The organism is Guptibacillus hwajinpoensis, from assembly GCF_020171785.1.
Classification (GTDB): domain Bacteria; phylum Bacillota; class Bacilli; order Bacillales; family Guptibacillaceae; genus Guptibacillus; species Guptibacillus sedimenti.
On sequence record NZ_JAIVAE010000004.1, the window covers coordinates 67,502 to 80,804 of the forward strand.

17 protein-coding genes are annotated in these 13,303 nt (G+C 43.6%); 15 read left to right on the forward strand and 2 right to left on the reverse strand.

The genetic code is table 11. From position 1 onward, the window contains the following. The first annotated feature begins 9 nt into the window (after positions 1-9). Positions 10-885: a flagellar hook-associated protein FlgL gene (gene flgL, locus LCL91_RS07545; protein WP_224881384.1), complete on the forward strand. Its 876-nt coding sequence runs from the start codon at positions 10-12 to the stop codon at positions 883-885. A gap of 40 nt (positions 886-925) precedes the next feature. Here the strand turns inward: flgL and LCL91_RS07550 are convergent, their stop codons facing one another. After that, the gene (locus tag LCL91_RS07550; protein ID WP_224881385.1) at positions 926-1,726 is read right to left on the reverse strand and encodes a flagellar hook-basal body protein; all 801 of its coding nucleotides are present in this window, start codon (positions 1,724-1,726) and stop codon (positions 926-928) included. Positions 1,727-1,737: 11 nt separating this feature from the next. Then, positions 1,738-2,556, reverse strand: coding sequence for a flagellar hook-basal body protein (locus LCL91_RS07555; RefSeq protein ID WP_224881386.1), 819 nt, complete (start codon positions 2,554-2,556; stop codon positions 1,738-1,740). A gap of 243 nt (positions 2,557-2,799) precedes the next feature. Here LCL91_RS07555 and flgB point away from each other — a divergent pair, with 243 nt between their 5' ends. The 14 genes from flgB (at position 2,800) to LCL91_RS07625 (ending at position 13,300) form a co-directional block, all read left to right on the forward strand. Next, a complete protein-coding gene (flgB, locus tag LCL91_RS07560; protein ID WP_224881387.1) occupies positions 2,800-3,189 on the forward strand; it encodes a flagellar basal body rod protein FlgB in 390 nt (129 codons plus the stop codon). Between the two features lie 5 nt (positions 3,190-3,194). After that, entirely contained in the window at positions 3,195-3,635 is a 441-nt protein-coding gene (gene flgC / locus LCL91_RS07565) for a flagellar basal body rod protein FlgC (RefSeq protein ID WP_224881389.1), read from the forward strand. 24 nt (positions 3,636-3,659) lie between these two features. Further along, positions 3,660-3,950, forward strand: coding sequence for a flagellar hook-basal body complex protein FliE (gene fliE / locus LCL91_RS07570; protein WP_224881391.1), 291 nt, complete (start codon positions 3,660-3,662; stop codon positions 3,948-3,950). Between the two features lie 21 nt (positions 3,951-3,971). Beyond that, positions 3,972-5,606, forward strand: a complete 1,635-nt coding sequence (fliF, locus tag LCL91_RS07575) for a flagellar basal-body MS-ring/collar protein FliF (protein WP_224881393.1) — start codon at positions 3,972-3,974, stop codon at positions 5,604-5,606. A gap of 10 nt (positions 5,607-5,616) precedes the next feature. Beyond that, positions 5,617-6,630: a flagellar motor switch protein FliG gene (fliG, locus tag LCL91_RS07580; protein WP_224881395.1), complete on the forward strand. Its 1,014-nt coding sequence runs from the start codon at positions 5,617-5,619 to the stop codon at positions 6,628-6,630. Next, positions 6,623-7,426, forward strand: coding sequence for a FliH/SctL family protein (locus LCL91_RS07585; protein WP_224881397.1), 804 nt, complete (start codon positions 6,623-6,625; stop codon positions 7,424-7,426). The genes fliG and LCL91_RS07585 overlap by 8 nt, the downstream gene beginning before the upstream one ends. Further along, positions 7,410-8,729: a flagellar protein export ATPase FliI gene (gene fliI / locus LCL91_RS07590; RefSeq protein WP_224881399.1), complete on the forward strand. Its 1,320-nt coding sequence runs from the start codon at positions 7,410-7,412 to the stop codon at positions 8,727-8,729. The genes LCL91_RS07585 and fliI overlap by 17 nt, the downstream gene beginning before the upstream one ends. Before the next feature lie 41 nt (positions 8,730-8,770). Continuing rightward, positions 8,771-9,184: a flagellar export protein FliJ gene (locus LCL91_RS07595; protein ID WP_224881401.1), complete on the forward strand. Its 414-nt coding sequence runs from the start codon at positions 8,771-8,773 to the stop codon at positions 9,182-9,184. Between the two features lie 14 nt (positions 9,185-9,198). Then, on the forward strand, positions 9,199-10,044 hold the full coding sequence (locus LCL91_RS07600) for a hypothetical protein (protein ID WP_224881403.1): 846 nt from the start codon (positions 9,199-9,201) through the stop codon (positions 10,042-10,044). A 14-nt stretch (positions 10,045-10,058) separates the two neighbouring features. Next, a complete protein-coding gene (locus LCL91_RS22220) occupies positions 10,059-11,444 on the forward strand; it encodes a flagellar hook-length control protein FliK (RefSeq protein ID WP_224881405.1) in 1,386 nt (461 codons plus the stop codon). 10 nt (positions 11,445-11,454) lie between these two features. Further along, positions 11,455-11,871 (forward strand): flagellar hook assembly protein FlgD, encoded by a 417-nt coding sequence (gene flgD, locus LCL91_RS07610; protein ID WP_224881408.1) that lies wholly within the window; start codon positions 11,455-11,457, stop codon positions 11,869-11,871. A 1-nt stretch (position 11,872) separates the two neighbouring features. After that, a complete protein-coding gene (locus LCL91_RS07615; protein ID WP_224881410.1) occupies positions 11,873-12,235 on the forward strand; it encodes a TIGR02530 family flagellar biosynthesis protein in 363 nt (120 codons plus the stop codon). Between the two features lie 73 nt (positions 12,236-12,308). After that, positions 12,309-13,064 (forward strand): flagellar hook-basal body complex protein, encoded by a 756-nt coding sequence (locus tag LCL91_RS07620; RefSeq protein WP_224881412.1) that lies wholly within the window; start codon positions 12,309-12,311, stop codon positions 13,062-13,064. A 41-nt stretch (positions 13,065-13,105) separates the two neighbouring features. Beyond that, the gene (locus LCL91_RS07625) at positions 13,106-13,300 is read left to right on the forward strand and encodes a flagellar FlbD family protein (RefSeq protein ID WP_098445462.1); all 195 of its coding nucleotides are present in this window, start codon (positions 13,106-13,108) and stop codon (positions 13,298-13,300) included. Positions 13,301-13,303: the final 3 nt, after the last annotated feature.

Below are 13,303 nucleotides of genomic sequence, written 5' to 3' on the forward strand. Positions count from 1 at the left end.
GATCATCATATGAGAATTACACAGCAAATGCTTAGCTCAAACATTACCTCTCAGCTACAGCAGAACCTCTCACGCTATGAAAAAGCGAATGAACAGGTTTCAACAGGGAAAAGAATCAATACGCCTTCTGATGACCCTATTGGTGTTCAGAAATCTTTGAAACTCGCTTCTCAGCTAGCTGATAACGAGCAGTATGAACGTAATACTGATTATGCTCTTTCGTGGATGGAAACAACCGACCAGGCCCTTAACAGTATCTCTAATGCGCTACAGCGGGCAAATGAGCTAGGCTTACAGGCGTCGAACGGAACGAACTCACCAGAGGATCAGCAAACAATTGCGAAAGAAATTGAACAATTGCGCGCTGAGATTCAGGATATTGCCAATACAAAGTTTGATGGAAAGTACATCTTTAATGGACAGAAAACAGATCAACCGATTCAAATTGCAGCGAATGGCGATCTAACGTATAACAACCAGCCACTGATGCAGCGCATGTCTTCTAGTAATACGATTGAAATGAACGTTACGGGAGAAGTGTTTGATGGGAAGGTGAACCTGTTTAAGACATTTGATCAGCTTTCAGGCGCACTAGCGAGTGGGGATCAGGAAGGTGTTAGCAGTGCCCTAGAACAGATTGAAACTGGTAAAGAGCAAGTGTTAAACAGCTGGACTACCCTAGGCGCAAAACAGTCGAGAGTAGAGGGGATGAGTCAACGTTTGAAGGAAGAAAACCTTTCCTTACAAACGCTCGTTTCTAAAAATGATGATGTCGATTTTGCCGAAGCCATCATGAAACTTAAAACCGAAGAAAGCGTCTACCAGGCTTCTCTTGCCGCAAGCGCGAAAATCATTCAGCCATCTCTATTAGACTTTCTTAGATAAACAAAATCCCTCTCACGTGAGAGGGATTTTGTTTGTTGACTTATCTTTTGATCGTATTCGCAAGCCCCATCATTTCATCGGCCATTTTAATCGCCTGGCTCTGGAATTGGAGGAGTCGCTGGGTAGAGATCATCTCCGTTGTTTCATTCGTTAAATCCACGTTCGACATTTCAAGATAGCCCTGTCTTGTTTTATATTCGTCTCCATCTAGCGCGACAAGCTCAAGCTCATCATTCTCTTGAAGAGAAAATTCATTTCCCCCGACGTTCACGAGCGACTGCGGGCGATCGATTTTAGCGATGCTGAGTTGAAACGTTTGGTTATTGCCGTTCGCATCCGTCGCTACTAGTTCTCCGGCTTCAGTGATGCTGATTTCGGATGGATTACGATCAAACGTAATTGCATTGCCGTTCGTATCAAGAATCGCATTCCCACGGCTTGTTACAAGTGAAAATGCTCCGTTCTGATTCTGAATTTCAAAAGATCCGTCTCTTGTATAATTGACGTCTGCCCCATTTTGAACGCGAAAATAGACATTCTCTCCTTCAAGCATCACATCCAGATCACGACCGGTTTCCTGTGCGGATCCTTGCTCATTTCGTAGAGTCGTTAAACCAACTTTTGATCCAAAACCAACACGAAGGTTTTCGGGCGTTTCTCTTCCGGGCTCTGTTGCTTCACCAGTTTGGTTTGCATATGTTTCGGTTAAGAGATTCTGGAACGTCGCTTCTCGACTTTTATAACCTGCTGTATTTACATTAGCAATATTAGTTGCGATCGTATCCATTTTCTTTTGTGTCTGACTAAGTGAAGAAGATGCGGTAGCCATTTGAATATTCAATCGAAATCCTCCTAGTAGACGCGACCGACATCATTGACGGCTTTGTCGATGCTTTGATCGTACGTTTGTAGTACTTTTTGGTTTGCTTCATATAAGCGATACGTGTTAAGCATATCCGTCATCGTTGTCGTCATATCCACGTTCGAGCCTTCAAGGTAGCCTTGTTTTACAGCATATTCGGTGATATCAGTTGTTTGAATATTGATTGGCGCATCAGCTTCATCGCCTTCCCAGGCAAAAACGCCATTGCCTTGCTGTGTGAGGTTAGTAGGGTCATCAGTATAGCCAATCCACATCTGTTGTTCATCTCCATTTTCCTCGATAATCGTGCCACTATCTGTCACAGTGAACGAGTCGCTCGTTAGTTGAATGGGCTGAAGATCTTCGCCAAATACTTGATAACCCTCACTTGTTGAAAGAAAACCCTCCTCATCGACAGAGAAATTTCCATTTCTAGTGTAGCGAATCGCGTTATCTTCAAGACGAACACCAAATAGAAGTAGTCCTTTTTTACTAGTTTCTGCTTCGATTGGAAGATTCTCATCGATAAGAGCCAAATCTGTTTGTTTACGAGTTTCTTTAAGAGATCCGCTTGAAAAATTAGGAATGCCTTCCTGCGTGTAGACGCCAGTTTGGAGGGTGCCAATGGTAGAGTTAGGGGGCGTGTTCGTATTTCTTTCTTTCATTAAGTATTCAGGGAAGGAACGGAAAGTTGCTTCATCCTGCTTAAAGCCTGGTGTTTCAGCATTTGAGAGATTATTCGTTAAGAACTGCTGCTTTCGCTCACTTGCCATCATGCCGGACGTAGCCGTATACATGCCTTTAAACATTTTTTCGCTCCCATCGTAGTACGATCGTACGTGTACTTAGAAAATTATACCTCTATTATACCGCTTAGATGTGGGAAATTTAAGTGAAAAAAGTCGTTTTTTAGGTGAAAACACTCATTTACTATTATTTTTGACAATGCTATGCTAACAATATCGAAAAAAATGTCGAATGAGTATACTTTTGGATTCAAAACCAATATTTACCTCTATAAACACATTTATACAAGGAGTGTGAAAAGCTTCGTGAATGTTTTTCAATCGATCAAACCGCTTGAACAAGCATTAAATGCGTCAATGGTTCAACAGCGAACCATTACGTCAAATATATCAAATGTTGACACCCCTAATTACAAACGACAAACCGTTTCATTTCAAGATAATCTGCAGGAAGCTACGAGGAACCTGCAGAGCTACAAATCAAACCCCAAACATGTCCCATTTAGTAACGAAAAAAATTCATTAAATCCTGTTGTTAAGACGGATCAACGTACGGTAAATCAATCGAATGGAAACAACGTTGACATGGATGTTGAAATGGCAGAACTCGCAAAAAACCAGCTTTGGTACAATGCGATGGTTGAAAAGACAAATAGCCAATTCCGTGATTTACAAACAGCAATTCGAGGGAGCTAATGAAAATGAATTTATTTAATGGATTCAATGCGAGCGCTTCAGCGTTAACAGCAAACCGCCTCCGAATGGACGTCGTTTCCTCCAATATTGCGAATGCCGAAACAACGCGTTCAGAACTTGTGGATGGTGAATGGCAACCGTACAAGCGAAAAGTAGTAGAGCTAGAGGAAAACTCGTTTGAAAGCAAGCTTCAAGCTGCAATGGGGAATGAGTCGCCTTCTGGAGTAAAAGTATCGAACATACAAGAAGATAATGCGCCAAATAAGCTCGTTTATAATCCCGCTCATCCCGATGCGAATGAAGAGGGGTACGTAGAGATGCCGAATGTCGATATGGTGAAGGAAATGGTTGATCTTATGTCAGCCTCACGTTCATATGAAGCAAACGTAACGGCGTTAAACGCCACAAAAAGTATGTATATGAAAGCGCTCGAGCTTGGGAAGTAGAGATGTCGAGGATAGGAGGATTATATGAACACAATTAGTGCACTTCAGCAGCTTCCGGCTCAGGCAAAGTCTCAAGTTTCTTCAGGAGAGGCAACAGCTGATTTTGGTCAAATGCTACAGGATGCGATTAAACAAGTGAATGATAATCAGGTCTCATCAGAAGACATGACAAATAAGCTCGTAACTGGAGAAGTTCAGGATGTTCATGGAGTCATGCTTGCAGCACAAAAAGCCTCACTTTCTCTTAATCTAACAGTAGAAGTGAGAAATAAGGTTATTGAATCATACCAGGAAATCATGCGCATGCAAATGTAGCCAATCAGGGATGGATAAAAGATGAACCAACAACTACTGAACTTTAAAAGTCGCTGGCAGGAAACGTGGGGAAGCTATTCCACAAAAACGAAATGGCTGATTGGAGGAACGTTTCTCGTCACTCTTCTTCTCCTTCTATTCCTTGTTTTTTGGATGTCTAAACCTAATTTAACACCGATTTATTCTAATTTAACGCCTACCGAAGCTGGTGAAATCAAAGGGGCAATCGAGCAGAAAGGGATTCCCGTGGAAGTTTCAACTGATGGAACAACGATCAGTGTGCCAAAGGATCAGGCGTCTGATTTAAAAGTAAGTCTAGCGGCTGAAGGTATTCCAAAAAGCGGTAACGTGAACTACAGCATCTTTAGTGAAAATATGGGAATGGGAATGACAGATCGCCAATTCGATGTTGTAGAACGAGATGCCATGCAAAATGAATTGAGTTATTTAATTGAGCAAATTGGCGGTATTCAGGAATCAAAAGTGATGATTACGCTACCAGCTGAAAGTGTTTGGCTTGATGAAACAGGTGAGACAGCTTCTGCTTCGATCGTCCTGACGAGGGATCCTGGTGCTCAGCTTGACCAGGGTCAAATAACAGGCCTTTATCATCTTATAAGTAAAAGTGTTCCGAATCTCCCTGTTGAGAACATTGTCATCATGGACCAGAACGGAACTGCTTTTGATTACGGAGAAAGTGGCGGTGTTGATACAACTTTATCCGCTTACCAGCAGCAAGAAGATATTCGTAACGGCATTGAAAAAGACATGCAGCAGGAACTCCAACAAATGCTTGGCATGATTCTCGGTCAAGATAAAGTGGTAGTCTCCGTCATGGCTAGCGTTGATTTTACAAAAGAAAAACGCACGGAAGATCTTGTTGAACCTGTCGATGAAGAAACAGGTGAAGGCATTGATATTAGCGTTGAGAAAATCATGGAATCGTACTCTGGCGATCAAGCCGCTGCTCAGGATGGAACGGGCACAGATGAAGGCGAAATTCCAAACTATAACGCAGATGATCCAGATGCCCAGGGTGACGGTTCTTATGAAAAAGTAGAAGACCGCATCAACCGTGAAGTGAACCGCATTCATAAAGAGATCGAAGAAAGTCCTTATCTCATTGATGATATTACGATAAACGTTGGTGTAGAGCCACCTGTGGCTGATGATATCACGACGTTAACTGCAGCTGATATAGAAGATATTCGCACGGTCCTTAAAAATGTTGTCCGTACGTCGTTAAGTGAAAGTGAAGTTCCACTTGATGATGCGGCTCTTGAAGAGCGGATCTCGGTATTTGCGAATGAATTTAAGGGACGGGCCGACTATGAAGAACCAACAGAAGGCATATTTTCAACGATGATGGATAGCGTTCCGGCCTGGGTACTTTATACCGTTGCAGGTGGAGTAGGGATTCTCGTTATAGGAGGAATTTTCCTATTATTCCGACGTCGTGGAGGGAAAGAGGAAGATGACTTTATGGAGTTTGAGGAGTCTTACAGCGCTCCCGAAGACCATTATTTACCGCGTGAAGAGCGTGAAGTCGATCTGACGCCAGAGACACTTGTCGGAAAAGACGAGATTGAGAGTCTTGCAAAAAATGATCCAGAAGAATTTGTGAAACTATTAAGACTATGGATGAAAGAAGAATAGGAGGGGTTGGATGGTGAGCACGACAGAAGAATTAACGGGAACTCAGAAAGCGGCAATCCTTCTTACTTCTTTAGGACCAGACTTATCCGTACAAACCTTTAAACATTTATCGGAAAAAGAAATTGATCAGCTGGCGCTTGGGATCTCAGAACTTCGAAAAGTAGAACCTGATGAGCGTGAAGCCGTTGTAGACGAGTTTATTCAAATGGTTAAAGCAAAAGACTACATCGCGGTCGGTGGCATTGAATATGCACGTCATGTTCTTGAACAGGCTCTTGGGCCGAAGAAGGCAGAAGAGATTTTGACGCGCTTAAAAGCGAACCTAAAAGTAAAACCTTTTGCGTTTGCACGAAAAGCGGATCCCGATCAAATATTAAATATTTTACAGCAGGAGCATCCGCAGACGATTGCGCTTGTTCTTTCCTATTTGGATGCAAAGCAATCGTCTCAAATTCTTTCCTCGCTCCCGCAAGAAAGTCAGGCGGATGTTGCACGCCGCATCGCACTAATGGATAGCACATCACCAGAAGTCATTAGTCAGCTTGAGACAATTATTGAAGGAAAGCTTAACGCAACAGGCTCTCAAGACTATACATTCACAGGTGGAGTGGAAGCGATTGTTCAGGTATTGAGCAGCGTTGATCGAAGCACAGAACGAACGATTTTAAGTTCACTTGAAAAAGATGATCCAACTCTAGCAGAAGAAATTAAGAAGCGGATGTTTGTGTTCGAAGATATCGTGACGCTTGATGATCGCTCCATTCGCCTTGTGATTAGCGAAGTGAAGGATGAAGATCTCTCCATTGCGCTGAAAGTCGCAAGTGATGATGTGAAGGATACGATTTTCAGAAATATGTCCAATCGACGGGTCGATACGGTAAAAGAAGAAATCGAATTAATGGGGCCGCTTCGACTTCGTGAAGTGGAAGAAGCCCAGACGCGCATCGTTTCCGTCATCCGCTACCTTGAAGAAACAGGTGATGTGATGATTGCGCGCGGTGGAGGAGATGATTTGATTGTCTAATGTCATCCGAAAAACCTCTGGCGAAAAGCGAGCCGTTCCAAAGGTGCTTGAACAGAGAACAGTTAAAGAACCAAAACGTAGCCGTATTCTTCCAACGAGGACAATGACGATTGAAGAGAAGAAATCTCAACTTCTTGAAATGATGATTCGTCTTGAAGATCTCTATCATACAATTCGAACGAAGCTTGGAGAAGAAGAAGCGAATGTGCATCATCATTTAGAGAAAAAACAGCAGGAAAAAGAACTCGAGTGGCAGGAAATGACGAAAAAAACTGTGCGAGAAGCGGAAGAAAGCGGGTATGCGGCAGGATATGAAGCAGGCATGCAGCAAATTCATTTCGAGTTCGATCAGCAAAAGAAAGAGATGGAACAAATGGTGAAGGCCGCTTATGACAAGAAAGAAGAGCTCATTCAAAGCGCTGAGCCGTTTCTTCTCTCACTAAGCACGGCCATTGCAAAGAAAATTATTTTAAAAGAATTGGAACAACATCCTGAAGTGCTGCTTGGCATTGTTCAGGATACGCTGAAAAAAGTGCAGGATCGTGGTGAAGTCGTTTTTCAAGTGTCGACAGAAGACTACCAACACGTCTTGCCGATGGTGGACGAGCTAGAAAAACAGCTAGATGTAAACGCAAGTCTTAAACTCGTTCCGATGAATGATTTGGATGTCGGCTCTGGACTTATTCATACGCCAAGTGGATCGTATGATATTTCGATTCATAGCCAGCTTTCTGAAATGAAAAAGCAGCTACTAGCAATGTTTGAGGAGCGTACGATCGATGAGCTTGAACGTTGAACCTTATCTGTCACAAATTCAGGCAATCGAAACCGTTCAGAAATATGGAAAAGTAACACAGGTCATTGGACTGACAATTGAATCGCTTGGACCAGAAGTGAAGATCGGTGAGCTTTGCTACTTGTACCCAGCACCATTAAAGGAGCCAATCGAGGCGGAAGTAGTTGGCTTTCGTGAAAATCGTGTTCTCCTTATGCCGATGCATGATTTATCGGAGATTGGTCCTGGGTGCCTTGTTGTGGCAACAGGACAGCCGCTTGAAGTGAAGGTCGGTTATTCGCTACTAGGTACGATTCTTGATGGACGCGGTAGGCCGCTTGATCAAACAGATCTGCCAGGCGGATTAAAGGCCGTTTCCACAAATCGAAAGCCGCCTAATCCGATGACGAGACCGCGAATTACGACGCCTTTTCAACTTGGCGTTCGCGCCATTGATGGTCTGCTAACAGTTGGGCAAGGGCAGCGGATCGGTATTTTTGCCGGAAGTGGTGTTGGAAAAAGTACGTTAATGGGCATGGCTGCACGAAACTCAGAAGCCGATGTGAACGTGATTGCGCTTATAGGTGAGCGTGGGCGTGAAGTAAGAGATTTTATTGAACGCGATCTTGGTGAAGAGGGCTTAAAGAAATCCGTTGTTGTTGTAGCAACATCGGATCAGCCGCCGCTACAGCGGATTAAGGGTGCATTAACGGCAACGTCAATTGCAGAATTTTTCCGGGATCAAGGAAAAAACGTCATGCTGATGATGGACTCGGTGACCCGATTTGCGATGGCACAGCGAGAAGTAGGACTTGCGATTGGCGAACCGCCTACGAGTAAAGGCTACACGCCAAGCGTCTTTGCTCTGTTGCCAAAACTATTAGAGCGATCAGGGACGGCAGAGGCGGGATCGATTACCGCTTTCTACACGGTTCTCGTTGATGGTGATGATATGAATGAGCCAATTGCCGATGCGGTACGAGGTATTTTGGATGGGCATATCGTTCTGGATCGAAAACTCGCGCAAAAAGGGCAGTATCCAGCTATTAACGTTCCGCAAAGCGTCAGTCGCGTGATGAAAGAAATCGTAACGCCCACACATATGAAATCAGCAGAAGAGTTTAAGCGGCTCCTTTCTGTCTATGTGTCATCGGAAGATTTAATTAACATAGGCGCCTATAAAGCTGGTACAAACAGCAACATCGATAAAGCAATCTCGATTCATCCAGAGATTGAAAAGTATATAAAGCAGGGCATTGATGATCAAGCTTCATTTGAAGAAAGTAAGGAATGGCTACTATCTCGATTTGGAAAGGATGACTAACCATCGCAGCTTTTCAATTCCCATTTCAACGAATTTTGGATGTGAAAGAAAACGAGAAGTCTCAGGCTCAGCTCGAGATGGCGGAGTCGCTCAAAGTACAGGTTGATCTCGAGTACGAAACGCACCAACTTGAAGAAAATATTTATGCGATGCGTGAGAGACTTGAACAGCGACAGTTAGAGGGTCTTCCGATTCTCGAGCTTTTAAAAGTAGAAGAGCATATTGCGTATCTCGAAAAGCAGCTTGAGCGAAAACAACAACAACTGAATCAGGTCGAACACAAGGTAAGCGAGCAACAGGATACGCTTGCTTCAAAAGTAAGAGAAGAAAAAACGTGGCAATCGATTAAAGAAACGCGAAAAGAAGAGTTTTATCATGATCAGAAAATGATTGAACAAAACGAACTGGACGATTTAAACACAGTGCGAGCGTATATGCTGACAAGAAACGGCTAAGAGGAGTGAGAGAGATGCGAAAGCGACAGAAAAGTTCATGGAAAGAACGGATCATTCACGGTTTTCTTTTGCCGCTTGCCTTTATGGCGACCGTACTGCTCGTCGTTCTGCCGTTTCTTGGCTATGATCTGTTCGCAGTGGCAACTTCACTCACAAAAAAGCCCATCGCCTATGTTGAGAACAATTTAACGGCTGAAGCTACTGATCAAAATGAAGAAGAGCTGCTTAAAAAAGAAATCGATGAGAAGGATACCGAAATATCTGGATTAAAAAAGCAGTTGGACGAAAAAGAAATTGAACTAGGGAAGAAGCAGTCTGAGCTTGAATCGCTATCGGAAGAAATGAAAAGCGAATTAGCTGACAAAGAGGAGCGCGAGAAGAAGCTTCAGCAATTAGCAAATACGTATGAAGGCATGTCAGCTTCAAAGTCAGCTTCCATTATGGAAAACCTCACGTTAAATGAAGCTGCTCTCTTACTCGATGCGATGGGAAGTGCAGAGCAAGCGGCTGTGCTCGGTAAAATGAATGCAGCTGTTGCGGCGGATCTTACTATCGCTTTAAGAGATCTTGAAAAAGCAGACGATCCCGAGATTGCGGCAATGCAAGAAAGAATGACGCTTCTCATGAATGCGATTGACCGTGAAGACAGTTCGCTCTCTACATCAGATGTTGCAAAAGACTTATCCGAAATGCCTGAAGAAGAAGCGGCCGGTATCCTTTCGAAGATGGCTCAGACTGAAGAAGAGATAGAAGTAGGACTCTCCATTCTTAAAGAACTAGGAGATGACAAGCGGAAGGCTTTACTCGCAGAAATGGAAGAATCGGTTTCATCTAGTTACGTCGCTAATCTAACGAACTGAGAGGAGGTGAAAAAGTGAACGCCATCCAGTCACTTGGAAAAAACGTGATCGTGCAGCCTAAGCCAACAGCCAATTCAACTAACTTTTCAACTTTGTTAAATGCTTTAGGAGTAAAGGTGGATGAGCAAGAAGCGAGTAGAGAACAAGGAACTGCAGGCGAGAGTGAATTGGAGCAAGGTGATGGAAAAATTCCATACAGTGAAGTTGAAATACCGCTCAGTCTTCTGATGGTAAATAATGCAGTACATTCGTTAGACATTCAAGGTAGCCAAGCGTCCAGTTCGCCTAAGATTCAGGAATCTCGTGAACACGCTGAGACCATACAGGTGAAAAGTGGACGTCAGCAAGGATTCATCTTAACGGGTTTTACGAAGCAGGAGTTAGAGACCATGGAGCAGGTTGGAAAGCAAACACCTCTTGAGTCTGTCGCATCTAAGTTTCCTCTAAGTAATGAAACAAGTGCGCAGTTACAAGAAAAAGCCTTTTTTCATAAGGGAGTAGAAATCGTCCCTGGAGTTTCGAAGCAAGAATGGTTGAAGATGCAGCAAGTTGCAACAAACGTTCTCGATGATCCGTTAGGGGAGAAGGAACTCGAAGCAATGAAGCTAGTTGAAGCTGCGAAGGTCCAAGAGTCAGGCGAGCCACTCGAGATGATCAAGCCAATGACAGCTGAACAACCTTCCACACAAAAAGCTCTTGATCTAAAAGTCGACCAAATCCCTCAGCTAGAAGAGCAAGAAGCTATAGTCGAGGGCGAGCAAAGACCTGTCTTGGAAGAAGGGGAAAAAGCAAGGTACCAAGTTGATCAAACGGAAACTAAACAACTAGAGAATTTGGAGCAACCGTCTGCTGAACCATCACTGATCGATGATGTTCAAACGGATGAAAAGCCAGATGGCTTCCCGCTAGTAAAACAAAGTAATGAAGCAGCCGTTAAAGAAGCACCTGTGCAAGCTCGTTACTTGAACACGGAACTAAGTGAAATGATCACGGAACGCATGCAACTTTCCAAAAATGGTGATGAAACGAACATCAGAATTAAGCTTTCTCCAGAAAATTTAGGACAGCTTGATATTCGATTAACAACATCGGATGGAAAAGTGACCGCGCATATCGTGACCGCGACTGCAGGCGCAAAAGAATTGATCGAATCACAGCTTCATCAGCTTCGTCATACGCTCGTCCAGCAGGGCATTCAGCTTGATAAAGTCGAAGTAGTTCAGCAGTCGCAGGGATCCCAACAATCTTTCATGCAGGATGGACGGGGAGAACAGGGCCAGCAGTTTCAGCAAGGAAAGCAACGCCAGGGAAGAAAAGGCGAATATGAATTAGAAGACAATCCGCTCGTAACAAACGAAAGAGACGAAAGCACGTCCGGTGGAATTAATTACGCCATTTAGGAGGGATAACATGAATACAAGCTCCGTCACAGCCACACAAGCTGTTCAAACGCAAAAGACCGAGCTGCCAGGTCAGCTTGGAAAGGATGATTTTTTAAAAATTCTCGTAGCCCAGCTTTCCAATCAAGATCCGATGCAGCCGATGCAGGACGCTGAATTTATTGGACAGATGGCGCAATTTAGTTCACTCGAGCAAATGACAAACATGAATACGTCGATGAACAAATTTGTTGATCGTCAGTTACAAAGCTCTATGACGGATTATGCGGATTTGATTGGAAAAAGCGTTCAGTGGCAAGAGAATAACGAGGTTAGCTCTGGAAAAGTTCAGGCCGTTTTATACAAAGAAGGCACTGTACTCGCAGAACTTGATAACGGTAAACAAGTAGACGTTTCCCTTTTAGAGCGCATCGAAACGAGGGAATAGCGTGGCAAATATTCAAGTCAATCAGGCATATTATCCGAAGCAACCCATTCAATCGGTTAAAAAGCAGGAAGGCAGTTCTTTTGCAGATCAGCTAAAACAAACGATTGAGTCTCAAGTTTCATTCAGTCATCACGCACAAGTTCGACTCGAGCAAAACGGGATTTCGCTTTCAGATCAGCAGCTCCAACAGTTAAATAACGGAGTGGAGAAAGCGCGAGAAAAAGGATCAAAGGAATCGCTCATGCTGATGAAGGATCTCGCTTTTGTCGTTAGCGTTAAAAACAACAAAGTCATCACCGCCATGAAGCAAGACAACATGGAAAATCAAATCGTAACGAACATTGATTCAGCACTTATTTTATAATGGCCGGACCGAGCAGGAGGCCGATTCGCTGTGGACCGATTGAAGCAGCGACACAATTAGAGGGGGAAACAACTTGTTAAATTCAATGTACTCAGGCGTTTCAGGAATGAGAGGCTTTCAAACGAAGCTAGACGTGATTGGGAATAATATTGCGAACGTGAATACAGTAGGTTACCAGAAAAGTAGAGTGCTGTTTGAAGATATGCTGAGTCAAAGCGTAGCTGGAAACTCCGTTAACTCGATGCAAGTCGGTCTTGGTTCATCTGTTTCTGCCATTAATATGGTCGATAGCCCAGGATCACCGATGACGACAGGTGTTCAGACGGATCTTAGCATTCAAGGAGATGGGTATTTTAGAGTGCAGGCTGAAGGTGGCACTGAATACCTTGCTCGTTCGGGATCTTTTCAGCTAGATCCTGAAGGAAATCTTGTAACAACTCAAGGATACTCTGTGTTAGATAACCTAGGGAATCCAATTGAAAATATTGGCCAGATTTCTAGTATAAATGCAGCTGGACAGATTACATACACAGATAATAATGGCAATCCTCAGCAAACTATCAATTTAGGGATTGGTACAGTTCCAAACCCAGCAGGTCTTAATAAAGTTGGAAATTCCCTCTTTCTTGAAACAGAAAAATCTGGGGTAGCCGCTGAAGGCCTTCCAGAAGGCTCCCGCGTCGTAGCAGGTCAACTCGAAATGTCCAACGTTGATCTAACCGAAGAATTCACGGAAATGATTGTTGCACAGCGTGGCTTCCAGGCGAACTCAAGAGTAATTACAACGTCAGATGAAATCCTTCAAGAAATCGTCAATTTAAAACGATAGGGGGTAAGGGCTGAGGAGTTTCCTCGGCCTGCTCTGTTCATATGATACCGTTAACCAAATTAAATCGAGAAACGATGATGTTAAATGCCATCTATATTGAAACGATCGAATCAACGCCGGATACGATGATTCTATTAACGAATGGAAAACGCTATGTGGTGATGGAGTCAATCGATGAAGTGAAACAGCTCGTGACGGAATTTTACCGTAACATTAACGTACTAGAGAAAAAATAGACG